General features: G+C 62.3%; 19 protein-coding genes and 1 pseudogene. 7 read left to right on the forward strand and 13 right to left on the reverse strand.

Annotated features, from left to right (window positions below):
* Window positions 1-99 precede the first annotated feature (99 nt).
* The 4 genes from JFU04_RS13895 to JFU04_RS13910 form a co-directional block, all read right to left on the reverse strand.
* Window positions 100-558 (reverse strand): REP-associated tyrosine transposase, encoded by a 459-nt coding sequence (locus tag JFU04_RS13895; RefSeq protein ID WP_106803884.1) that lies wholly within the window; start codon window positions 556-558, stop codon window positions 100-102.
* A 181-nt stretch (window positions 559-739) separates the two neighbouring features.
* On the reverse strand, window positions 740-1,006 hold the full coding sequence (locus tag JFU04_RS13900; RefSeq protein WP_201144411.1) for a hypothetical protein: 267 nt from the start codon (window positions 1,004-1,006) through the stop codon (window positions 740-742).
* A gap of 102 nt (window positions 1,007-1,108) precedes the next feature.
* Entirely contained in the window at window positions 1,109-1,957 is an 849-nt protein-coding gene (locus tag JFU04_RS13905; RefSeq protein ID WP_201144413.1) for an NmrA family NAD(P)-binding protein, read from the reverse strand.
* Between the two features lie 100 nt (window positions 1,958-2,057).
* Window positions 2,058-2,498 carry an Lrp/AsnC family transcriptional regulator gene (locus JFU04_RS13910; protein ID WP_065905217.1) on the reverse strand — a complete coding sequence of 147 codons (441 nt, stop codon included), beginning with the start codon at window positions 2,496-2,498 and terminating at the stop codon, window positions 2,058-2,060.
* 109 nt (window positions 2,499-2,607) lie between these two features.
* Here JFU04_RS13910 and JFU04_RS13915 point away from each other — a divergent pair, with 109 nt between their 5' ends.
* Window positions 2,608-3,513 carry an EamA family transporter gene (locus tag JFU04_RS13915; protein ID WP_201144415.1) on the forward strand — a complete coding sequence of 302 codons (906 nt, stop codon included), beginning with the start codon at window positions 2,608-2,610 and terminating at the stop codon, window positions 3,511-3,513.
* On the opposite strand, the gene JFU04_RS13920 is transcribed toward JFU04_RS13915, so the two are convergent.
* From JFU04_RS13920 to fabF, 3 genes are all read right to left on the reverse strand, one after another.
* Window positions 3,491-5,470, reverse strand: a complete 1,980-nt coding sequence (locus tag JFU04_RS13920; protein WP_106803880.1) for a peptidase U32 family protein — start codon at window positions 5,468-5,470, stop codon at window positions 3,491-3,493. The two genes, JFU04_RS13915 and JFU04_RS13920, sit on opposite strands and share 23 nt — an antisense overlap.
* A 70-nt stretch (window positions 5,471-5,540) precedes the next feature.
* A complete protein-coding gene (locus tag JFU04_RS13925) occupies window positions 5,541-5,921 on the reverse strand; it encodes a RidA family protein (protein ID WP_065905223.1) in 381 nt (126 codons plus the stop codon).
* A gap of 73 nt (window positions 5,922-5,994) precedes the next feature.
* Window positions 5,995-7,263 carry a beta-ketoacyl-ACP synthase II gene (gene fabF / locus JFU04_RS13930; protein ID WP_201144417.1) on the reverse strand — a complete coding sequence of 423 codons (1,269 nt, stop codon included), beginning with the start codon at window positions 7,261-7,263 and terminating at the stop codon, window positions 5,995-5,997.
* Between the two features lie 107 nt (window positions 7,264-7,370).
* Here fabF and JFU04_RS13935 point away from each other — a divergent pair, with 107 nt between their 5' ends.
* The gene (locus tag JFU04_RS13935) at window positions 7,371-7,853 is read left to right on the forward strand and encodes a winged helix-turn-helix transcriptional regulator (RefSeq protein WP_201144419.1); all 483 of its coding nucleotides are present in this window, start codon (window positions 7,371-7,373) and stop codon (window positions 7,851-7,853) included.
* Here the strand turns inward: JFU04_RS13935 and JFU04_RS13940 are convergent, their stop codons facing one another.
* Window positions 7,854-9,176: an OprD family porin gene (locus tag JFU04_RS13940; RefSeq protein WP_201144421.1), complete on the reverse strand. Its 1,323-nt coding sequence runs from the start codon at window positions 9,174-9,176 to the stop codon at window positions 7,854-7,856.
* Between the two features lie 376 nt (window positions 9,177-9,552).
* A complete protein-coding gene (locus tag JFU04_RS13945; protein WP_201144423.1) occupies window positions 9,553-9,966 on the reverse strand; it encodes a VOC family protein in 414 nt (137 codons plus the stop codon).
* A gap of 115 nt (window positions 9,967-10,081) precedes the next feature.
* Here JFU04_RS13945 and JFU04_RS13950 point away from each other — a divergent pair, with 115 nt between their 5' ends.
* A complete protein-coding gene (locus tag JFU04_RS13950; RefSeq protein ID WP_201144425.1) occupies window positions 10,082-11,407 on the forward strand; it encodes an LLM class flavin-dependent oxidoreductase in 1,326 nt (441 codons plus the stop codon).
* Window positions 11,408-11,452: 45 nt separating this feature from the next.
* On the opposite strand, the gene JFU04_RS13955 is transcribed toward JFU04_RS13950, so the two are convergent.
* The gene (locus JFU04_RS13955) at window positions 11,453-12,322 is read right to left on the reverse strand and encodes an isocitrate lyase/PEP mutase family protein (RefSeq protein WP_065905235.1); all 870 of its coding nucleotides are present in this window, start codon (window positions 12,320-12,322) and stop codon (window positions 11,453-11,455) included.
* Between the two features lie 227 nt (window positions 12,323-12,549).
* On the opposite strand from JFU04_RS13955, the pseudogene JFU04_RS13960 reads away from it, so the two are divergent.
* The 4 genes and pseudogenes from JFU04_RS13960 to JFU04_RS13975 all read left to right on the forward strand — a co-directional run bounded on the left by JFU04_RS13960 (window position 12,550) and on the right by JFU04_RS13975 (window position 17,329).
* Window positions 12,550-13,541, forward strand: a pseudogene (locus JFU04_RS13960) (LacI family DNA-binding transcriptional regulator).
* 149 nt (window positions 13,542-13,690) lie between these two features.
* Window positions 13,691-14,524, forward strand: coding sequence for an inositol monophosphatase family protein (locus tag JFU04_RS13965; RefSeq protein WP_201144427.1), 834 nt, complete (start codon window positions 13,691-13,693; stop codon window positions 14,522-14,524).
* Between the two features lie 56 nt (window positions 14,525-14,580).
* Window positions 14,581-15,951: an MFS transporter gene (locus tag JFU04_RS13970; RefSeq protein ID WP_106803873.1), complete on the forward strand. Its 1,371-nt coding sequence runs from the start codon at window positions 14,581-14,583 to the stop codon at window positions 15,949-15,951.
* Between the two features lie 79 nt (window positions 15,952-16,030).
* The gene (locus JFU04_RS13975; RefSeq protein ID WP_201144429.1) at window positions 16,031-17,329 is read left to right on the forward strand and encodes an OprD family porin; all 1,299 of its coding nucleotides are present in this window, start codon (window positions 16,031-16,033) and stop codon (window positions 17,327-17,329) included.
* A gap of 32 nt (window positions 17,330-17,361) precedes the next feature.
* On the opposite strand, the gene JFU04_RS13980 is transcribed toward JFU04_RS13975, so the two are convergent.
* The 3 genes from JFU04_RS13980 to JFU04_RS13990 are packed head-to-tail and all read right to left on the reverse strand — an operon-like array spanning window position 17,362 to window position 23,204.
* A complete protein-coding gene (locus JFU04_RS13980) occupies window positions 17,362-20,412 on the reverse strand; it encodes an efflux RND transporter permease subunit (RefSeq protein ID WP_065905245.1) in 3,051 nt (1,016 codons plus the stop codon).
* Window positions 20,413-20,421: 9 nt separating this feature from the next.
* Complete coding sequence (locus tag JFU04_RS13985) at window positions 20,422-21,618, reverse strand: efflux RND transporter periplasmic adaptor subunit (RefSeq protein ID WP_242485896.1); 1,197 nt, start codon at window positions 21,616-21,618, stop codon at window positions 20,422-20,424.
* A 29-nt stretch (window positions 21,619-21,647) separates the two neighbouring features.
* A complete protein-coding gene (locus tag JFU04_RS13990; protein WP_342389441.1) occupies window positions 21,648-23,204 on the reverse strand; it encodes an efflux transporter outer membrane subunit in 1,557 nt (518 codons plus the stop codon).
* Window positions 23,205-23,519 lie beyond the last annotated feature (315 nt).

Genomic DNA, 23,519 nt, shown 5'->3' on the forward strand with positions numbered 1-23,519 from the left:
GGCTGCTCACCACACAACAGGCCTGCTCACCCCATAAAGAGTGCTCCCCCCAACAAAGCTGTTCACCCCCAACACGCCTTCTTTGCCCAGAGGCCAGGGTCACAGCCAAGCCGCATCCCACAACGGGTAATCGCCAACACGCTCGACCAGACCTGCCCGCAGTGGATTGGCAATGATGTAGCGAGCCATCTTGCGAAGGTCTTCCTCCACCCGAACCGCGCGGTCGTGGTAGCCACGCTGCCAGAACCTTTCCCGGCTGCGCCGCGCCCGGTTCACGCTCAATGTGCTGCGTGACTTGGTCTGGCGCATGACATCCGCCAGCGTCGCGTCGTTGAGGTCGAACAACCAATGGAAATGATCCGGCATGATCACCCATGCCCACGAATTGACCATGCCGCTGTCGTGGGCTCTTTTGAGTTCAGCGACCAGCAATCGGCCCAGGTGAAAGTCGCTGAACAGGGGGAAGCGTGGATGGACCACGGCGGTGACCAGGTAAGCGCGCCCGGTTTCCGAGTATCGGCCCCGGCGTAAAAGGTGAGAATTCGGCTGACGAAACAATCCGTTGCTCCTTGCAGGGATGAGAGACTTTCACGTTAGCAGCGGAGGTGGAGTACGCATGGGGAGATCCGTGTCTGCCTGTTTCATCGTGGCAAATGGCTTGTTGTGGCAAGTTGATTTCAGGTGACAAGCAGGCTTCATGTGACAGACGGGGTTGTTGGGATGAGCAGGCCTTTTGTGGTCAGCAGAACCTTGTGGTGAACAGGCCTTCTGTGGTGAGCAGAATCTTGTGGTGAGCAAAAACTTTGTGGTGAGCAGGCTTGCCCTGCGTTGGGGCGCGAAGCGGCCCCTTGGCCAGACGATTGAGTTTTTCTGGAAACATGTGGTGACTGTATTGGGGCTGCTGCGCAGCCCAACGCAGGGCAAGCCTGCTCACCACAGAGAGCCTGCTCACCATGTAGGTCCCACTCTCCACAACAAGCCTGGTTGCTACAGAGAGTTTGTTCACCACAAAGAGCCTGCTCACCACAAAGGGCGTATGCCACATAGCGTTTGCTCACCACAACAAACCTGCTGGCCACATAAAGTGTTGTAACCACAACAAACCTATTCAGCCAGCCAACTTGCGCAGCACACTGTCCAGTGAGGTGCTGCCCTTGAGCACCTGATCGTGCTCGAAGCAGATCCAGCCTTCGTTGAACCCATCGACCATGCGCATGCGCGGTGTTGGGTTTTGTGCGCCTTGGGCACGCAGCAATGCTTCCCAGCTCTCACGCTCGACCACTTCGGCGCGTACGTCACGGCCGAGGATCTGCGTCAGGCTGCGGGCGATGTCGTTGGGGCTGACCCATTGGCCTTCCAGTTCGACCACGCGGCGGCCAGCCCAGTCCTGCTGCAGCAACTGCGCCGCCAGGGCGCCGATGTCGGCGGTGGCGATCATCGGTACGGCCTTGTCCAGGGGTTGCAGGAAGCTATGGATGACGCCGGTTTCCCGGGCGGCAATCACATCGTAAAGCGCGTTCTCCATGAACCAGGCCGGGCGCAGGAAGGTCACCGGCAGGTCCAGAGCGCTCAGCGCCTGTTCCATCAAGGTGCGCTGGGTCAGCAGGTTAAGTTCGCGGGCCTGGGCGCCGATGGTGGACAGGCACAGCACTTTCTTTGGCGCCGCTGCCTGGAGTGCCTGGCTGACGGCGGTAATCACCGCGCGCGCTGCGGGGAAGTCCGGCAGCGGGTCGAAATCCGAAGGCGGTAGGATGAACACCCCCGTCGCGCCCCGGAAGGCCTCCGTCAGGGCCTGGGCATCTTCCATTCGCGCCAATGCTATCTCGCAGCCCAGTTCCGCCCAATAGTTCGCCTTGCCCGCGTCACGCATGACTGCGCGCACCGGTTGGCCCGCTTCGATGAGGTGATGCGCCAGGGCGCCGCCGACTTTGCCTGTGATTCCAGTAATGACGTACATGAGCTTTATACCTGTGGTTCCAATGAGTGGAGCCCAGCATAAAGATCGGCCAATGTTGACAGAATAGCGATCCGGTCACTGCGTTGATGACGCCTGGTCACTAATCCGCAAGCGGCGGCAGCCGTCGCTTGACCGGGGTTTTCTTGACGATCGCGGTGTTGGTTTCGGCATACGCGTTCAGCCGGTCGAGGAGGGTGTCGAGGTGGTCCATGGTGCGCACGTGCAAGCGTGCGATAAAGCAGTCATCGCCGGTGACCTTGTCGCACTCGGTGAACTCGGGGATCGCCTGGATCTGGCGTTCAACCTCCTGCAATTTGCCCGGCAACGGGCGGATGCGCACGATGGCTTGCAGCAGGTAGCCGAAGTGTCTGGGGTCGATGTCGACGGTGTAGTGGGTGAGCACGCCGCGTTCCTCGAGGCGGCGCAGGCGTTCGCCGACACTCGGCGAGGACAACCCGGTGATGCCGGCCAAAGCCTTGAGGGACAGCCGCGAGTCGTCCATCAAGGCGGCGATCAGTTGCTGGTCGATGGTGTCGATCATGGGATGCGCCTAATTAGTAAAGGTGAATACGAGGTTTTGCCTTTTTTAGTCGCTGGAGCGGCTGCCAAGCAGATTGCCATAATTGAGCCTCATTTGAGGAGCCTCCATCGTGGACACATCTATCCGTCGCGGTTCGTGGGAAATGGTCGCCGCCATGCTGATCTCCGGCACCATCGGCTGGTTTGTACTGGTGTCGGGCGTGTCAGTGATCGAAGTGGTGTTCTGGCGCTGCGTGATCGGCGGGCTGGCCCTGCTGCTGGTGTGCGCGCTGCTGGGCTACCTGCGGCGCGACCTGCTCAGCTGGACGAAACTCGGCCTGGCGATGCTCAGCGGCGTGGCCATCGTCGGTAACTGGTTGCTGTTGTTCGAGTCGTATTCCCACGCGTCGATCGCCATCAGCACGGCGGTGTACAACGTGCAGCCGTTCATGTTGGTGCTGTTGGCGGCGCTGTTTCTGGGTGAAAAGATCACCATGCAGAAGCTGGCCTGGTTGAGCGTGGCGTTCCTCGGGATGCTGGCGATTGTCACGGCCCATGGCGAGCAAACGTCGGGTGGTGGCGACTATCTCGCCGGGATCGCCCTGGCCTTGGGCGCGGCCTTTTTGTATGCGATTGCCGCACTGATTATCAAGCGCTTGAAAGAAGTGCCGCCGCATTTGATGGCGTTGATTCAGGTCACCACCGGCGCGGTACTGCTGGCGCCGCTGGTGCCCTGGAACAGCCTGCCGGCATCGACCAACGCCTGGTCGGCCTTGATCACGCTCGGGGTGGTACATACCGGGTTGATGTATGTGCTGCTGTACGGCGCGATCCAGAAATTGCCCACGGCCATCACCGGCGCGTTGTCGTTCATCTACCCGATTGCGGCGATCCTGGTGGACTGGATCGCCTTCGGGCATCGCCTCGGCTGGCTGCAATGGCTGGGTGTGGCGGCGATTCTGCTGGCAGCGGCAGGGTTGCAGCGGGGCTGGTGGTGGCCCCGCTCCCGCAGCGTCAGTGCGTGCCCTGGTAGATGAGGTTTTCGGGGTCGAAATGCGCCACGCCACTGCCCGGTTGCGGCAGGCCGAGAATATGCCCCTTGATCTTGCCCACCACGTGCATCTCGCAGGGTTTGCAGTCGAACTTCAGGGTCAGCACTTCATCGCCATGGATCAGTTGCATCGGCGCAACCTTGGTTTTCACGCCCGTCACGCCCTTGGCCTGTTTAGGGCACAGGTTGAACGAGAAACGCAGGCAGTGCTTGGTGATCATCACCGGCACTTCGCCGGTTTCTTCATGGGCTTCGAACGCGGCGTCGATCAGCTTCACGCCGTGGCGATGATAGAAGTCGCGGGCCTTCTGGTTGTAGACGTTGGCCAAGAACGACAGGTGCGCTTCCGGGTACACCGGCGGCGGCGTGGTTTCGGCCTTGCGCCCGCCACGCGGGTGCGCCGCGACGCGAGCAGCGGTCAGGGCCTCGATCACTTCGCGGCGCAACGCCTTGAGCTGCGAGTTGGGGATGAAGAATGCCTGCGGTGCATCCAGCGCGATGTTGGTCGCGTGGTATTCGGTGGTCCCGAGTTGGCCGAGCAGATCGCGCAGGGTGTCCAGCGCCTGTTCCGGCTTGTTGGCCACACCGAACGGGCCGGGCAGGGTGACGCTGGCGCTGATGCCTTCTTCGCTGGTCGCGGTGACGTGCAACTGCTCTTCACGCAGGCGCGCCACCCATGACAGGCCGATCCGGCGTTCAGCCGAGGTCTTGAGCAAGGCCTGCTGCCAGTTGTGGTCCAGGTTGCGGTTCAGCGGATGGTTCGGGCGCAGTTGATGCAGGCCGGCCGGCATTTCGTTCGGCTCGACGCGGTAGCGATAGCGTTTCTCGCCGTCTTCCTCGAACTCGCCCTTGGGCTCGGCGATGTTCGCGCGAAAACCCACCACTTCACGCTTGACCAGCACATTGAGGCCGTCGCCGTTGGACAGCGGCTCATGGGTCACCACCTGCAGGTCGCGCTTGCCGGCTTTTTCCACCACACCCACCGGCAGGCCGGTGAAGGTTGGAGTGTCGAAGGCGCCGATGTCGATCTTGCGGTCGCTGACAAAGTAATCGGTGCTGCCCCGGTGGAAGGTTTTTTCCGGGTCGGGCAGGAAGAAGTGCGCGGTACGGCCGCTGGAGGCGCGGGCCAGGTCCGGACGGTCTTCAAGAATCTCGTCGAGGCGCTGGCGGTAGTAGGCGGTGATGTTCTTCACATAGCCCATGTCCTTGTAGCGGCCTTCAATCTTGAACGAGCGCACGCCGGCCTCGACCAGGGCGCGCAGGTTGGCGCTCTGGTTGTTGTCTTTCATCGACAGCAGGTGCTTTTCAAAGGCCACGACGCGGCCCTGGTCATCTTTCAAGGTGTACGGCAGGCGGCAGGCCTGGGAGCAATCGCCACGGTTGGCGCTGCGGCCATTCTGCGCGTGGGAGATATTGCACTGCCCGGAGAACGCCACGCACAGGGCGCCGTGGATGAAGAACTCGATGGCGGCATCGGTTTCGTCGGCGATGGCGCGGATTTCCTGCAGGTTCAGCTCACGGGCCAATACCAGCTGCGAGAAACCGGCCTGGTCGAGAAACTTGGCGCGGCCCAGGGTGCGGATGTCAGTCTGGGTACTGGCGTGCAGCTCGATAGGCGGGATATCCAGCTCCATCACGCCCAGGTCCTGCACGATCAACGCGTCGACACCGGCGTCGTAGAGCTGATGGATCAGCTTGCGCGCAGGTTCCAGTTCGTTGTCATGCAAGATGGTGTTGATGGTGGTGAACACGCGCGCGTGGTAACGGCGGGCGAATTCCACCAGTTGAGCGATATCGCTCACCTCGTTGCAGGCGTTATGGCGGGCGCCGAAGCTCGGGCCGCCAATGTAGATGGCGTCGGCGCCATGCAGGATAGCCTCGCGCGCGATGGCGACATCGCGGGCAGGGCTGAGCAATTCCAGGTGATGCTTGGGCAAGGACATAGTTTTTTTAGTCAGGCTTGTCACGGTTGAGGCGCGCATTGTAGCCGTGAAATGCCTGACCGGCATCACTTCAGGCTTGAGCGGCCATCGCGGTGACTTCCACACGCATGCCGTCGACCGCCAGGGCGGCGACGCCAACAGCCGCGCGCACGGGCCAGGGCTTGGCGAAGAAGCGTTTGTAGACTTCATTGAAAGCGGCGCGGTCGGCCATGTCGGTCAGATAAATGGTCAGGTGCATCACCCGGTCCATCGAGCTGCCGGCTTTTTCCAGGGCGACTTTCAAGGCCTGCAGGGTGCATTCGCTTTGCGCGGTGATATCGCCCAGTTCCAGGCTGCCGTCGGCGCGGGTCGGGATCTGGGTGGAGACCAGGATGCCGTTGAAGCCGATGACGTCGGAGGAAATCGAATCGGCATCCGGATCGGGAGTGTAGGACAGGTCGTGGTTGGCCATGGGCGCCTCTGGTTGGCAGTCAAGGAAAGGCGCCCATGGTCCCCGAAAATCACAACAGGGGCAAACCGGCGGGTCAGTGCCAGCGGCGGAACAGCACGCTGGCATTCACGCCGCCAAAGCCGAAGCCGTTGGACAGCGCGTATTCAATGGCCATCGGCCGTGCCTCACCGCGCAGCAGGTCCAGGCCCTCGGCGAGGGCGTCAGGGTTGTCCAGGTTGAGGGTGACCGGGGCGATCTGATCGCGCAGGGCGAGGACGGTGAAGATAGCTTCGATGCCGCCCGCAGCGCCCAGCAAGTGGCCGGTGGCGGATTTGGTCGAGCTGATCGCCGGGCTGCCCGTGGCGCCGAACACCGTCTTGATCGCAGCCAACTCGCCTTTGTCGCCCACGGGCGTCGAGGTGGCGTGGGCGTTCAGGTACTGCACCGCAGACGCCTCGATTCCGGCCTGGCGCAAGGCCTGGGTCATGGCCCGGCGCGCGCCGTCACCGTCTTCCGGGCCGCCCGTCATGTGATAGGCATCGGCACTGGTGCCGTAGCCCACCAGCTCGGCAATCGGCTGGGCGCCGCGTGCCAGGGCGTGTTCGAGTTCCTCGATGACCAGGATGCCGGCGCCTTCGCCCATCACGAAGCCGTCGCGCGCCTGGTCGAAGGGCCGCGAGGCACGCTCCGGGGTGTCGTTGAAGTCGCTGGACAGCGCCCGCGCCGCTGCAAACCCGGCGAGGCTGACCCGGTGGATCGCCGCTTCGGCGCCCCCGCATACGGCGACATCGACTTCACCGGCACGGATCATCCGCGCGGCGTCGCCAATCGCCTGCACGCCGGCCGCACAGGCGGTCACCGGTGCACCCAGCGGGCCTTTCAAACCGTAGTTGATCGACACATGCCCGGCGGCCATGTTGCTCAGGAACGACGGAATAGTGAACGGCGACAGACGCCGTGGACCCTTGCTGTCAGTGGTGCGCACCGCATCGGCAATCGCCGGGAAACCGCCTACGCCCGAAGCAATGATGGTCGCGGTGCGTTCCTGTTCTTCCGGGGTTTTCGGTGCCCAGCCGGCTTGCTTCAACGCCTCGTCGGCCGCCGCCAGGGCGAACAGGATAAAGCGGTCCATCTTGCGTTGTTCCTTGGCCGCCAACAGCCGATCAGGATCAAAGCCCGCCTCGGCATCCTGCTGCGCACTCTGGACTTGGCCGCCGATGCTGACCGCCAGGTCGCCAATCAATTCTTCAGGCAGGCGACGGATGCCCGACTGGCCTTTCAACAGGCGCTGCCAGGTTGCTTCCACGCTGGCGCCCAGCGGCGTCAGGGCGCCCATGCCCGTCACAACGATACGTTTACTCATGATCAATCGACTCCGGTTGTGTTGAGGGTACAGACCCTATGGACGTCACTATCATGATGAAAGTAACATGGCGTCACACAACTTTATAGCGACTCACAGGAACCCCTATGCAACGCAAGTCCCTGACCCGCGACGAATGCCCCATCGCCCGCAGCCTCGACCGGGTAGGGGAGTGGTGGAGCATCCTGATCATGCGCGACGCGCTGCAAGGCCTGCGCCGTTTCGATGAGTTTTCGCGCAGCCTCGGCATCGCACCGAACATGCTCACGCGCCGCCTCACCGCCCTGGTCGACGCCGGGATGCTCGAGCGCAAGGCCTACAGCGAACGGCCGCCGCGCTACGAATACGTACCGACGGCCAAGGGCGAGGATTTTCGTATGGTGCTGATGTCGCTGGTGGCGTGGGGCAACCGGCACTACGCCGAGGAAGGCGCCAGTGTGCAGGTGGTGGAGCGCGGGACAGGGCGGTTGGTGCAGCCGATGATGGCTGATGCCGATGGGCAGGTGGTGCCCATGGATGCCTGCACGTTGCAGGCCGGTCCAGCCGCCAGCGCGGGGATGCGCGAGCGGCTGGAGTCATTCGGGCAGTGATTACAGCAGGGTGAACGGGTAGTCGACGATCAGTCGCAACTCGTTCAAATCGCCGTCGCGCTGGTCGGCGTTCGACGCCACGATCGCATCGCGCACGCGCACCGACAGGTTTTTCGCCGGGCCGCTCTGAATCACGTATTTGGCCTCAAGGTCAGTCTCGTGGTGAGCGCCATCGGCGCCATAGTCGCCAGCATACGCGCTGTTGACCGGCGTATGGGTGCCGTTGATGTCCGAGCCATTGATGTAACGACCCATGAAGCTCAGGCCCGGCACACCATAGCTGGCCATGTTCAAGTCATAGCGGATCCCCCAGGACTGTTCGCCCGGGCCGTTGAAGTCGCCCCATTGCACCGAGTTGGCCAGGTACACCGAGTCGCCGCCTTCACCCGCGCCGTTGTTGCCGGTGCCGATGTAGTCGAAGGGCGTATCGCCGTGCACTTTCTGGAACGACAGCGTCAGCGTATGGGCCTGCAGGAACGAATACGCCGCCGCGACCGAATACGTGGTGTTGTTGATCGCGCCGGCCTTGGCGCTGCCGGTGTCGAGGGTGCGGTACAGGTTGCCGTCCAGGGCCAGCGACTGGTCATGGCCCAGCGGGATGACGTAGTTGAGGTTGGTGTAGTACTGACGCCAGATATCTTCCAGTTCGCTGGCGTACAGCGTCGCGCTCAGGGACGGGGTGAAGGCGTATTTGCCGCCGACAAAACTCGCGCTATTGGCCGGCACGTTGGCGTAGGTGGCGTAGATATCGTGGTCATGGTCGCTGGTCATGCCGCTGTTGGTGCTGGTGAAGTGCCCGGCTTCCAGGTCCAGCCCGGCGATCTCGCTGCTGGTCAGGTCAAAGCCGGTGGCGGTCTGGGGCAGCAGGCGCGTACCGCCGGTGGCGAACACCGGTGCAGTGGGCTGCATGTCACCGAACTTGAGCTGGGTCTTGGAGATTTTGATCTTCACCGCGGCACCGACGGAGCCGTAGGCATCTTCGGGATCGCCATGCCGGTCGGTCGGCAGGTTGCCGGTGCCGGCGTCCGCATGGGTAGCGTCGAGTTTCAGCCCGCCGTAGGCGTAGGCATCCACGCCGAAACCGATGGTGCCCTGGGTAAAGCCCGAGGCGTAATTGAGCATCGCGCCCTGGGTCCAGTCACGGTTGTCGGCCCTGCCGCCTTCGCGGTTGCGGTCAAAGTAATAGTTGCGCAACAGCCCGGTGACACTGCTGCCCTCGATAAACCCTTTGGAATCGGCCTGGTCGGAGACGGCGTCGGCTTGCGCGAACTGGCTGATACTGGCGCACACCGCCAGCGCTAACAGGCTGCACTGTTTGATCATGTTGTGACTTCCCCGGAATAATTAACGCGCACAGAAACATCGCACTGACTGGATGGCGCATAAGAGCGTATTGGCAGATGTTTTTCAGGTGAGGCGTTACGATTCTTATTGTGTTCGGCGAGTTTGCCGAGGTTGATTCTAAGCACAGTTCACGCGGCCTGCAGCCAGGCGCTGGATTAAACTCGATTAATTAAACTTCACACTATTTAATCAAGCAGGGGTGTAGCGTTGGCCCTGTCTTAGCCGCTCTGCTTCGACAAAAACCTTTGGTTGCCGCCGCAGACTCTGCGGCGGATTTTTTATGCGCGGTCGAATAACTTATATAACGCGGCACTTAACCAATGGCTATTTAAACCCCGCGTGGCTCAATTGGAATTCAACGCGTATACAGCGCGCTCATCGACCTGAACCCCTTGAACTCGATAGGGTTGCCAAACGGATCGAGGAAAAACATCGTCCACTGCTCGCCGGGCTCACCGGCAAAGCGTACTTGCGGTTGCAATACAAAGTCGGTGCCGGCGTGGGTCAGGCGCTCGGCGGTGGCTTGCCAGTCTTCCAGGGCCATGGCCAGGCCGAAGTGCGGCATCGGCACCAGGTGCTTGCCGACATGCCCGGTGTTTTCGGTCTTGAACGGTGTGCCCAAGTGCAATGACAGCTGGTGCCCGAAGAAATCGTAATCGACCCACGTCTCGGTGCTGCGGCCTTCCTCGCAACCGAGCACGCCGCCGTAGAAGGCCCTGGCGCGGTCCAGGTCGGTGACATTGAAGGCAAAGTGAAAAACGGTCTGCATGCTAAACCTCACGACTGGCACGGTTGTATTTCAAGGAATAAGCCAGCACGTTTGATTATTGGACAGCAAAAGTCCAGCCGGACGATGCTTGAGGACTATTTCCTGGGAGTGCTTCATGACTGCACAACGCCAACTCAAGCTGGGCGCGTTCATGCGTCCGGCCAGTATCCACACCGGCGCCTGGCGCTATCCCGGCGCTTTTCGTGACGCCAATTTCAATTTCGCGCACCTCAAGCGCTTTGCGCAAACCCTTGAGCGCGGTCGGTTCGACGCCTTCTTCATGGCCGACCACCTGGCCTTGCTGAACATGCCCACCGAGGCACTCAAGCGCAGCCATACCGCGACCTCGTTCGAGCCGTTCACGCTGTTGTCGGCCTTGAGCCAGGCGACCGAGCACATCGGGCTGGTGGCCACCGCGTCCACCACCTATGACGAACCCTTCCACATTGCCCGGCGCTTTGCCTCCCTGGACCACCTGAGCAATGGCCGCGCCGGCTGGAATATCGTCACCACCGCCAACCCGGATGCCGCGCTGAATTTCGGCCTGGACGAGGCCTATTCGCATGATCAGCGCTACGCCCGTGCCCGCGAGTTCTACGACGTGGTCACCGGGCTGTGGGACAGTTGGGCCGACGATGCGTTTATTCGCGATGCCGACAGCGGCGTGTTCTTCGACCCCGACAAGCTGCACACCCTCGATCACAAGGGGCGCTACCTGAACGTGCGCGGCCCGCTGCACATTGCCCGCCCGGTACAGGGCTGGCCGGTGATCGTGCAAGCCGGCTCCTCCGAGCCTGGGCGGCAACTGGCGGCAGAAACCGCCGAAGTGATCTTCGTCGCGCCGGGCAACCTGGAGGAGGGCAAGGCCTTCTATGCCGATATCAAGCGGCGCATGCGCCTGATCCAGCGCAACCCCGACCACCTGAAGATCCTGCCTGGCGCCTTTGTGGTGGTGGGCGACACGCTTGAAGACGCACGCCGCATTCGTGCGCACCTCGACAGCCTGGTGCATGAGCAGAGCGCAATTGCCTCGCTGTCGGTTGCGCTGGGTACGGACGCGTCCAAATTCGACCCGGACGGCTACCTGCCGGCAATTCCCGAAACCAACGGCAGCCAGAGCTCGCGCGAACGTGTGCTGGCCCTGGCCGATCGCGAACAACTGACCGTGCGCCAATTGGCACAGCGCCTTGGCGGGTATGCCGGCCTGTCGTTCGTGGGCACCGCCCAGAGTATTGCTGACGAGATGCAGCAATGGCTGGAGGAGGAGGGCAGTGATGGCTTCAACGTGATGTTCCCGTGGCTGCCGGGCGGGCTCGATGATTTCGTCGACAACGTCGTGCCTGAGTTGCAGGCGCGGGGGATTTTTCGGCGCGAGTATGAAGGGGTAACCTTGCGCGAGAACCTGGGATTGCCACGGCCGGGCAACCGGTTCTTCAGCTGAAGCGGGGTGTGGAGGAGGGGGTGACCCCCTCGTTCCGCCCGGGTATTACTCTTTGACGTCCATGAACTCTTGCGCCCAGGCCACGTAGTTTTCCGGCAACGTGTAGGTGTGCGTCAGTTCGGTGGCACTGAGGTTGGAGGTGCTGTGAGTCAACTGGCGCTGGGCGCGCAGGCTGTCGTAGGTGGCCTTGATCGCAGCAAAGTAGGCGCCGTGACCCGCCACGACCACGCGTACACCCAGGCTTGCGAGGCGTTGGCTGTCATTGAGCTTGGGGTTACCGTAAGTCACCAACATCAACGGCACGGTGAGGTTTTCGGCGATTTTCTCCAGGTGCTCGAAGTCGCTGACACCGACCATGCAGATCCCGTCCGCACCGGCCTTTTGATAGGCCAGGGTCCGCTCGATCACGGCTTCGGTGGGCAAGACGCCGGCGTTGGTGCGGGCGATGATCGCCAACTCCGGATCGACGCGTGCTTCCAGGGCTGCCCTGACTTTGCCGATGCCCTCCTCGATGGAGATCAGGTCGGTGGATTTGCGCCCGAATTGCGCGGGCAGCAACGTGTCTTCGATGGTGAGCGCGGCGACACCGGCACGTTCGAGTTCTTCGACGGTGCGCATGACGTTCAGGGCATTGCCGTAGCCGTGGTCGGCGTCAGCAATAAACGGCAACTGGGCGACGCGGCCGATGCGGGTGGCCTGTTCGACGAACTCACTCAGCGTGATCAAGGCAAAATCGGGGGCGGCGAGTACCTGCAACGAGGCGACGGAGCCCCCCAGGATACCTACCTCAAAACCCAGGTCGGCGGCGATACGCGCCGACATCGGGTCGAATACAGACGCGGTTTCAACGCACGTAGGCGTTGCAAGCAATTCACGGAAATTACGACGCAGGGCTGAGTGTGACTTTCTTGGCATGATCTTTCCTGGTTGGGGCCATTGTCGACAAACGATCAATGCCTATTGGTAGGGATGTGAGATTACCATGTAGGAAAACGTAGGATTATGACGTTTGAGAATGGGCTATGCCTCTAGCACATAGGTTAGCCTGTGTTTTTTCCTGCCAGCAACTGCGCCGTTGCCGTCGACTTCAGGTTTTTGCGCTGCCAGAATGCTGCCTTCTCCTTCAGGCCGACTTTGCCTACATGCCTAGCCCGGACATTATCAACGCCGAAGCCGTCGCCCTGCATGCCGGGGTTTCACGCTCTGCCGTCTCCCGTACCTTCACGCCGGGCGCCAGCGTGTCGCCACGCATGCGCGAACGGGTGATGAAGTCTGCCGAGGCGCTGGGTTACCAGGTCAACCTGATTGCCAGGACCATGAACAAGGGCAGCAGCAATTTTGTCGGCATCATCACCGCCGGGTTTGAAAACCCTTTCCTCGCGAGCCTGCTGGGGCCCTTGACGCACCATCTGAGCCTGCACGGCTTGATGCCGCTGCTGATGAACGCCAATGACCCGGAACAACTCGAACGCTCGATGCAGGAGTTGCTGAGCTATCAAGTGGCCGGGGTGATCCTCACCTCGGCGGCAGCGTCGAGCGAACAGGTGGAGCGCTACCTGAATCGGCAAGTGCCGTTGACCATGATCAATTGCGATGCGCACCTGCAGGGTGCCAACCTGGTGGTCAGCGATCATGTCGAAGGGGGCCGGTTGGCGGCGCGTGAATTGCTGCGCAGCGGCGCGACGCGCCTGGCCTTCGTCGGCCAGAGCGAGGGCAATTACAGCTCACGACAACGCTTGCAGGGATTTCGCCAGGTCGTCGCCGAGGCCGGCCTGGCGCCCTTGGCCGAACATTACGAGGCCGTCGGGGGTTACGCTGCAGGCGTGGACGCCGCGCTGGCCCTGTTTGCACAGCCGACGCGCCCCGACGGGATTTTTGCGCCACCGATCTGCTGGCCCTGGGGGTGATGGATGCCCTGCGATTCAAGCTGGGCCTGCAGGTTGCCCGGGATGTGGCGGTGGTCGGTTTTGACGATATTCCCCAGGCGGGCCACGATGCCTACGCCCTGACCACCGTCCGCCAGGACCCCGAGGCGTTGGCCCGGCACGCAGTGGCCGCCACGCTCAACGCGGCAGTGGAGCAGCCTTTCGTGGTGCCGGTGCAGTTGATTCAACGGCGCAGCACGCTGGAATAAATAGTTTAAAAATGTGTTGAAACGAATATTTTTTTCGTGCCTTATAAAGCGGTTCAGTGTGAATGGCGGCAGGTCCGCCATTTTTTTGCATCCACTTTGCACACGTGTGCAACACGCTGAAATTCACACATCCAATAAGGGGGTAGCCCATGCAAAGTAGCCAACAGCGCTGCACACCGCTGAGTCCTGAAGACCTGCAACAGCGTTATGCCTGTGCGCAGGAGCTGGCCATGCAAGCCGCGCGGCGCGCACTCGGGCCTTACCGGCAGCGCGACACACTGGTCGTCAGCCACAAGGGCGACCAGCTTCAGGACTTGGTGAGCATCGTCGACCAGGACACCGAGGCCTACATCAAACAACGCTTGGCCGAGCGGTTTCCGCAGGATGGGTTTCTGGGGGAAGAGACAGGCGGCGCGACCCTTGATGCGCAGTGCATCTGGGTGGTCGATCCCATCGATGGCACCAGCTGTTTCGTCAACGGCCTGCACAGTTGGTGCGTGTCCATCGGCCTGATGGTCGACGGCGAACCGTGGTTGGGCGCCGTGGCGGACGCGGTGCACGACGAGTTGTTCCATGCCTGCAACGGCCAAGGTGCCTGGCTCAATCAGCAGCGGCTGAGCGTGCACACGGCGCCCGATATTGCTCATGGCGTGATGGGCGTAGGCACCTCCCATCGGCGCGGCAAGCAACATTTCATTCCCTTTATCGCGCAGTTGCTGGAGGAGGGCGGTACCTTCATTCGCAATGGTTCGGGCGCGCTGATGGTGGCCTACGTCGCCGCAGGCCGGCTGATCGGTTACTACGAAACCCACATCAACAGCTGGGACTGCCTCGCCGGGCTGGTACTGGTGAAGGAGGCGGGCGGCGTGAGCAATGACTTTCTGCGCAACCACGGCCTGACCGAGGGCAATCCGTTGCTGGTGGCCAACCCGCAGGTCTACGCCCAAGTCGCCTCGATGCTTGGGAATGCCCTGGACGCCTGATCGCAGCAGCACCTTTTAAAGCACGTACAGCACAATAAAAACAGGAACTGTCGGCTATGAAATCTCTATTGAGCTTGCTCAAGGCTGCACCAGCGCGCGCGCTGGAGCCCGAAATCGACCCCAAACTCTTCAGGCGCATCCGCCTGCAAACCTTGCTGTCGATGTCACTCAGTTATGCATTGTTTTATGTCTGCAGGTTGTCGTTCAACGTGGTCAAGCCCGCGCTGGTGTCCCAGGACATCCTCAGCCCCAGCGAATTGGGGATGATCGGCTCGGCGCTCTTCTTCACCTATGCCATCGGTAAATTGGTCAACGGCTTTCTCGCCGACCATGCCAATGTGCGCCGCTTCATGATGCTTGGCCTGGCCCTGAGTGCGCTGGTGAACGCCTGCATGGGCTTGACCACCAACGCGGTGATCCTGACCCTGGCCTGGGGCATCAATGGCTGGGCGCAGTCGATGGGCGTCGGGCCATGCGTGGTGTCCCTGGCGCGCTGGTATGGCGACCGGGAGCGGGGTACCTATTACGGCTTCTGGTCGATTGCGCACAACCTCGGCGAAGCGCTGACGTATGTCGCCGTCGCCGCTGTCGTGGTCACGTGGGGCTGGCAGTATGGCTACTGGCTGGCGACCGCCATGGGCTTGCTCGGCATTGTGCTGGTGTTTGCGTTCATGGCCGACTCGCCGGAAAGCGAAGGCTTTGCACCGGTCAATTCCAAGCCCGCACTGGAAATCAAAGGCACCGTCACCAGCGTTGCCGCAATTCAATGGTTATTGCTCAAGAGCCCGGCGCTCTGGCTGCTGGCACTCGCTTCGTGCCTGATGTATGTCGGTCGCTATGCGGTCAACTCCTGGGGCGTGTTCTTCCTGGAAAACGCCAAGCACTACGACACCCTGACCGCGTCCACGCTGATTTCCGTGGCGAGCATCTGCGGGATTGCCGGTACGGGCTTGAGCGGGCTGATCTCCGATCGCTTTTTCGCCGGCCGCCGCCATGGCCTGGCGGTGGTCTTCGGCGTCATGAACGCAGGGGGCCTGGCGTTGTTTCTGTATGGCCCGGCCGGGCATTACTGGATGGACGTGCTGTCGATGGTGATATTCGGCAGTTCGCTGGGGGCATTGCTGTGCTTCCTCGGCGGCCTGATGGCCGTTGATATCGCCGGCAAGGCGGCGGCTGGCGCGGCATTGGGCATGATCGGGATTGTCAGCTACATCGGCGCTGCAGCCGGCGAAATGCTGACCGGCGTCATCATTCAGCGCGGCACCACGCTGTCGGCCACCGGCCTCAAACTCTACGACTTCAACACCCTCTCGCAACTGTGGGTCGGCGCGGCCATCGGCTCGGTGCTGCTGACCTGCCTGTTGTCCTGGGTGGCACGGCGTCCACGACGCCCCTCGTCACTGGCGGCGCTGCCTGCCAACACCTGACCTTTTCTGTGTAAACCGCCCCGGCGACGGTAGTCGGGGACGGGATCGCTGCGCTCAAAAAACAATGGGAAGCATAATAATGAGCCTCAATTTTCAGCGTGTGAAAAGCAACGTCGTGGTCATTGCACTGGGCTTCTCGGGCCTGGTGCAGGCCGATGGGTTTATCGAGGATGCGAAGGCCAACCTGGTGCTGCGCAACTTCTACATGAGCCGTGACTTTGTCGATAACGGCGCCTCCAAAGCCCTGCCGGGGTCTACCGGGCATGGCCAGGCCGCGGAGTGGACACAAAGCTTTATCCTCGATGCGAAGTCGGGTTTTACCTCGGGCACCGTCGGCTTTGGCCTGGACGCGCTGGGCATGTTGGCGATCAAGCTCGACGGCGGCCGGGGCACTTACGGCACGCAGTTGTTGCCGACCCACGACGGCAACCGGCCGGCTGATGACTTTGGCCGCTTGGCTGTCGCCGGCAAGGCGCGGTTTTCCAAGACCGAGCTGAAAATCGGCGAGTGGATGCCGGTCCTGCCGATACTGCGTGCCGACGATGGCCGTTCACTGCCGCAGACCCTCGAAGGCGCGCAAATCACCTCGCGAGAAATCCCCAACGTGAACCTGTACGGCGGCCAATTTCGCGGCAACAGCCAGCGTAACGACGCCAGCATGCAGAAGCTGTCGCAGAACAGCGTCGGAACGGTGTTGCACGGCAGGAACAGCATCGAATCGGATGCGTTCAATTTCATTGGCGGCGACTATACGTTCAACCACGAACACACAGTGGTTGCGGCCTGGTACGGCCAACTCGAAGACGTCTACCAGCAGCAATACTTCCAGCTGCTGCATACCCAGACGATCACCGAGAGCATCAGCCTCGGTGCCAATGTTGGCTATTTCATCGGCACGCAAGATGGCGCCGCGCTGGCCGGCAGCGAGGACAACCGCACGCTGTCGGGCCTGTTTTCCCTGAAGACCGGCGGCCACACCTTCTACGTCGGCCTGCAACGTCTCACCGGTGAAACCGGCCTGCAGCGGGTTGCCGGCACCAGTGGGGCGACCCTGGCGAACGACAGCTATGGCTCCAGTTACGACCTGGCCAACGAGCGTTCCTGGCAGGTGCGGCATGACTACAACTTTGCGGCCGTCGGAGTGCCGGGGCTGACACTGATGAACAGGTTCATCAAGGGCAGCAATGTGCACGCCGGCGCCGTGAGTGATGGTCGCGAACGCGGGCGCGAAACCGAAGTGGGCTATACGCTGCAGAGCGGGCCGTTGCGCTCATTGAACCTGCGCTGGCGCAATGCGACGCAGCGTCGAAGCTTTGGTAACACCAACAGCTTCAACGAGAACCGCCTGATCGTTCAGTACCCGATCTCGATCTTGTAAGCGCGTCAGTGCACAGCGGGCTGTGCACTGGCTCAACTCTCATACACCGGTTGTTCGACCTCTCGATGGTGCGTGGCACCGATAAACAGGTACATCGCCGGCACCATGAACAGCGTCAACAGCGTGCCGATCGACAGCCCGGCAAAGATCACCAGCCCCATGTCATGTCGACCCGCAGCCCCGGCGCCGGAGGCCCAAACCAGCGGCACCACGCCCAGGACCATGGCCGCCGTGGTCATCAGGATCGGCCGCAGGCGCACGGCGGCCGCTTCTTCAATGGCCTCACGTTTGCTGTGGCCTGCGCGCTGCAGTTCGTTGGCGAACTGCACAATCAGAATCCCGTGCTTGGTGATCAGCCCCAATAGCGTCACCAGGCCCACCTGGGTGTACACATTGATCGAGGCGTAACCCATGGTGATAAACGCCAATGCCCCAAACAGCGCCGGTGGCACCGAGAACAGGATCACCACCGGGTCGCGGAAGCTTTCGAACTGGAAGGCCAGCGCCAGGTAGACGATCAGGATCGAGAACATCAGCAGCCCGACGAAGCCACCGGATTCCTGCATGAACTGCCGCGACTCGCCGGAAAAGTCGGAGGTATAGCCGGACGGTGCCACGTTGTTGAGGATCGTATTGAGTTTGGCCAGCAGTTCGCCCTGGGCCACGCCACTCACGCCGGAAAGCGTGGCCGAATTGAGTTGCTGGAAGTGGTTGATCGACTCCGGCTGCGTCGACGTCTCGATGTGCGCCACGGTGCGCGCGGGGATCATGGCGCCGGCGGGCGTGCGAATGTAGTAATCGAGAATCTGCTCCGGGTTGAGGCGGTTGACCTGCAGCACCTGGGGAATGACTTTGTACGAGCGCCCGGCAGTGGAGAAGTAGTTGACGTAGTTGCCGCCCAGGGCCGCCGACAGCGCCGCGCCGACATCGGCCTGGGTCATGCCCAATGCAGCGATTTTTTCCCGGTCGACCACCAGTCGCGCCTGGGGCTTGTCGAGTTTCAGGTCCATGTCGGAGAACCAGAACAGTTGCTGCTTCTGCGCCTCGGCCATCACCGCTTGCGCGACCTCATTGAGGTTTTCCACCGAATCAGTGGTGGTGATCACAAACTGTACCGGCAACCCTTGGGCACCCGGCAGCGACGGCAACGGAAAGGCGGCGATGGTTGCGCCGGGCACCTGGTTCCACTTTTGCTGCAGGTCCAGAATCAGCTGGGCCTGGGAGCGGGTCCGATCGTCCCAGGTCTTGAGCAGCACGCCGCCCAGGCCTTGATTGAGCGCCGGCAGGCCGGTGAGCTGGAACATTTGCGCGTACTCGGACTCCTTGCTGGCGATCTGGAACGCCTGGTCGGCGATACGCTCCATCTGCTGCGGCGAGGCGGTCGGCGGGCCTTTGATCTGCATGAACACCAGGCCCTGGTCTTCGGTCGGCGACAGCTCGCTCTTGGCGGTCATGCCACTGGCGGCGACCAGCAGGAACAGCACAAAGCCAAACGTCACCAGCACCGGCCAGATGTCCAGTCCGCCGGACAGCACGCGGTGATAACGCCCGCGCAGCCAGTCAAAATACTGATCGAGGCGGCGCGCGAAGCGACCTTCCTCCTGGCCGGTCTTGAACAGCTTGGAGGTCATCATCGGCGACAGCGTCAACGCCACCACGGCCGATACGGTGACCGCGCCCGCCAGCGAAAAACAGAACTCCTTGAACAGCGCGCCCGTCAGGCCGCTGCGCAAGCCGATGGGCACGTACGCAGCAATCAGCACCACCGTCATCGCAATGATCGGCCCGCCCAGTTCGCGCGCCGCCACCAACGCGGCCTCCAGCACGCCTTTACCTTCTTCCTTGATATGCCGGTCGACGTTTTCCACCACGATGATTGCGTCGTCGACCACCAGCCCGATCGCCAACACCAGCGCGAGCAGGGTCAGCAGGTTGATCGAGTAACCGAGCAGGTACATGACGAAGAAGGTACCGACCAGCGACAGCGGGATCGCCACCAGGGGCACAATCACCGCCCGGAAAGAGCCGAGGAACAGATAGATGACCACCGAGACAATGATCATCGCCTCCACCAGGGTCTTCACCACCTCGTAGATCGAGGTATTGATGAACGCGGTGGAGTCATACACGATGTCGCCGCGCACGCCGGTGGGCAGTTGCGATTGCAGCTCGGGGAACGCCTGGCGCACGCTGTCGGCGACCGTGAGGATGTTCGCGGTGGGGGCCACCTTGATGCCGATGAACACCGAGCGCTTGCCGGAAAATGCCACGCTGCTGTCATAGCTCTCGGCGCCGAGGGTGACCGTCGCCACGTCCGCCAGATACACCAGTGCATCGCCTTTCTGCTTGATCACCAGCTGTTTGAACTCATCCACCGTGTGCAGATCGGTGCCGGCGGTGAGGTCCACGGTCACGGTCTGCCCGCGCGTGGAGCCGACGGCCGACAGGTAGTTGTTGTTGGCCAAGGCCGTCGACACGTCCTGCGCGGTGACGTTATGCGCCGCCAGTTTGTCCGGGTCGAGCCAGGCGCGCAGGGCGAACTGGCGTCCGCCGAGGATTTCGGCGGTCTGCACGCCCTGGATCGAATCCAGCTTGGGCTTGACCACGCGCACGAGGTAGTCAGTGATGTTGTTGGTCGGCAGGGTGTCACTGTAGAAGCCCAGGTACATCGCATCGGTGGTCTGCCCGACGGCGATGGTCAGCACCGGTTCCTGGGCCTGGGCCGGCAACTGGTTCTTGACCGAGTTGACCTGGGTGTTGATTTCGGTCAGCGCCTTGCTCGCGTCGTAGTTCAGCCGCAGCGTGGCGGTGATGGTCGAGATCCCGGTGATGCTTGAAGAGGCCAGGTAGTCGATGCCCTGGGCCTGGGCAATCGCCGACTCCAGCGGCTGGGTAATAAAGCCTGCGACCGTGGACGCGTCCGCCCCGTAGTAGGAGGTGGTAATGGTCACCACGGTATTTTCGGTGCGCGGCCATTGGTTGACCGGCAATTCGAAGATCGAACGCAGCCCCAGGATCAGGATGAACAGTGACACGACCACGGCCCACACCGGTCGCTGGATAAAGGTATCGGTAAGCTTCATGGGACACCTTTAATGTTCTTGGGGAGTCGGGGCCGGGTCATTGAGCGGTGCCGCGCTGTTATCGACCTTCACCGGCGAGCCATTCTTGAGTTTCATCTGGCCGCTGGTGATCAACAGGTCGCCTTCCTTCACGCCGGACAGGATCGCTACCTGGTCGCCACGGGTCGGCCCGGTCTGGATAAAGGTTTGCTGCGCCGTCAGCACGTCCTCGCCCTTGTCGTTCTTCGCCGACGTCGCGATGAATACGGTGGTGCCGTAAGGGTTGTAGGTGACCGCGGTCTGCGGCACGGTGAGGTAGCGCTGCGGCGTCCCGGAGGTCACGACGGCGCGGGCGAACATGCCGGGCACCAGGCTTTGCCTGGGGTTCTCGACGGTCGCTTCGACGGTGACGTTGCGCGTGGTCGCGTCGAACTGGGTATCGATGGTGCTGACGCGCCCGGTGAACGTCTGGTTGGACAGGCCGTCGGCGGTCACTGCGACGGGTTGGCCGATGGCGATGGCTTCGAGCTGGGTTTGCGGCACGGTGAAGTCGATGTAGATCGGGTCGAACGTCTGCAGCGTGGCGATTTTGTCGCCGGGGTTGAGGTATTGCCCCGGGTTGACGCTGGTAATGCCGATCCGCCCGGCAAACGGCGCGCGAATGGTTTTCTTCGCCACCAGCGCGCGCTGTTGCTCGGCTGCCGCTTGCTTGGCCTTCAGGTCGGCGGTGTCGGTGTCGACCTGGGCCTGGGACACGGCGTTGACCGCCAGTTGGGCTTTGTCGCGCTTGAGCACGATCACCGCCAGGTCGGCCGTGGCCTCAAGCGAATGCAGTTGCGCGATGTCGGAATCGGCATTCAGTTGCACCAACAAGGCCTGGGCCGGCACCTCTTGGCCAGGTTTGAATCCGAGGGTGCGCACGATACCGCCGACCTCGGTGGTCACATCCACGCCGCGAACCGCCTTCATCGACCCCACGGCCGAGACGCTGGGTTGCCACTCGCTGAACGGCACGTGCATGGCCGTCACTACGGCGGCGGGCAACGGCGCCTTGGACTGGGCGATCAGTGCCGAAATCTGCACGAATTTCACCCCGGCAATGATCGCCACGATCACCAGCACCACCGCGACCATGATCAGCATCGGCCGCCATAACCGGCGCTTGCGTGGGCTGCCCGGTGCGCTGGGTTCGGGAGGCAGGGGAGAGGCAGTCTGGACGTCAGCCATGGAGAATCTCACTGTTTCAATGATTCAGTTCAGTCGAACCGCGCCGAGTCGCTGGGCGCAGGCTTTTTCGTGGCCGGCATGATTTCCTGCCACGACGGCAGGCCGAAGCGATCCGGGCGGCCCTTTGTCGCGGGGTCCACATCCGTGCGGTTCCACCAGCCGCCACCCAGTGCCTGGAACAGCGCCGTGGTGTCGCTGTAGCGCGCAGCCTGTGCCCTGACACGTGCCAAAGCAGTGTTCTGGTAGGTTTGCTGGGCGTTGAGCAGGTTGATGTACGCCACGGCGCCGAGACGGAACTGGGCTTGCACCAGATCCAGGCTGGCTTGCGCGGAGCGTTCCGCCACGACCTGCTGGTTGAGTGCGTCAGCGTCGGCTTCCAGCGCCCGGAGCGCGTTGGCCACGTCCTGGAACGCAGTCAGCACGGTGCCGCGATAGCGCGCCGCCGATTCGTCATAGGCCGCCACGGCCGCGCGTTTGCGGTGTTCAAGCGCGCCGGCATCAAACAGCGGCTGAGTGATCGCGCCGGCCAGGCTCCACACGCCGGAGCCGGACGAAAACAGCTTGGTGCCGCCCGCCACCGTGGAGCCCAATGACCCGGTGATGCTGAACTGCGGCAGTTGGTTGGCCACGGCCACACCAATGTCAGCGCTGGCCTGGTGCAATTGCGCCTGTGCAGAGCGCACATCCGGCCGCTGCGCGACCATGTCGGAAGGCAGGCTGACCGGCAGTGCCTGCGGCAGTTGCAGGGAGGCCAGGTTGAAACGCTCATCCTGATCCTGATTGGGGAAGCGACCGAGGTAGGCCATCAGCTGGTTGCGCGTCTGCGCCAATTGCTTTTGCAACGGCGGCAAGGTCGCGCGCGACTGTGCCAGCGCGGTCTGTTGCGTGAGCACGTCGGCATCACTGATGGCGCCCAGGCGCCGCTGGGCTTGCAGCAAGTCGAGCTGGCCGCCCTGCAGGCGGATGATTTCCTCGGTGACGGCGATCTGGTCTCGCACCGACGCCAGGCTGATCGCGGTATTGACCACATTGGCGGTCAAGGTCAGGTACGTCGCCTCCAGCTGGAAGCGCTGGTACTCGGCCTGCGCCGAGGTGGCTTCGATTTGCCGGCGCGTACCGCCAAACACATCGGGCGCATAGGACACGCTCAACGAGGCCGAACTGACGGTGAGAATCGGCGACTCCGGCAGCCCCGAAGTGACGCCGGAGACTTTCTCGCGGGCTTTTTGCACATTGCCACTGACCGAGGGAAACAGAGACGCCTGGTCGGCATACACCAACTCGTTGGCCTGGCGCAGCGCGGCTTGCGCGGCGCTCACGTCCGGGTTGGCACGCAAGGCCTCTTCAACCAGGGCATTGAGGGCTGGCGAACGGAAGAGCGCCCACCATTGACCGGGAATATCCATCCCGGCGATCAACCGCTGCGCCGCGCCCCCGGTGTCGATATCGGCCTGGGCAGTGGTGCTGAGCTTTTCGCGAGAGTAGTCGGCATTCGCCGGCGCATCGGGGCGCACGAAATTCGGCCCGACCGTACAGCCGGCGAGGGCGAGGCATAGCAGGCTCAAGGGCGCCAGAAGGTGTGCCACCTGTTGCGGTCTGATTACACGCTGCCGCGGGTGCTCTTTCATAGTTACTCTATTAATCAGTTGGTTAACTGCTTTTTTTGTCGAGCAATGCGTGCAGGTGCAACGGACCGGCCGGGTAACAAGGGCGCGGCGTCGCCGGATTCAGATGAGTGTAGGTGGTGCCAGGCGCTGCGCAATGTCAGTGCATGGGGTCGCACAGGCACGGCAGGCGCATTAAATGCGCTTTCGGCATTGTTAATGCATTAGGTTATGCATTGTGGGTATTTTACACAGCGGGGCGAGTCGCTCACTGTATGCGCCCTTAGTCAATTGGGC

It is taken from the genome of Pseudomonas sp. TH21 (assembly GCF_016651025.1).
GTDB lineage: Bacteria > Pseudomonadota > Gammaproteobacteria > Pseudomonadales > Pseudomonadaceae > Aquipseudomonas > Aquipseudomonas aylmerensis.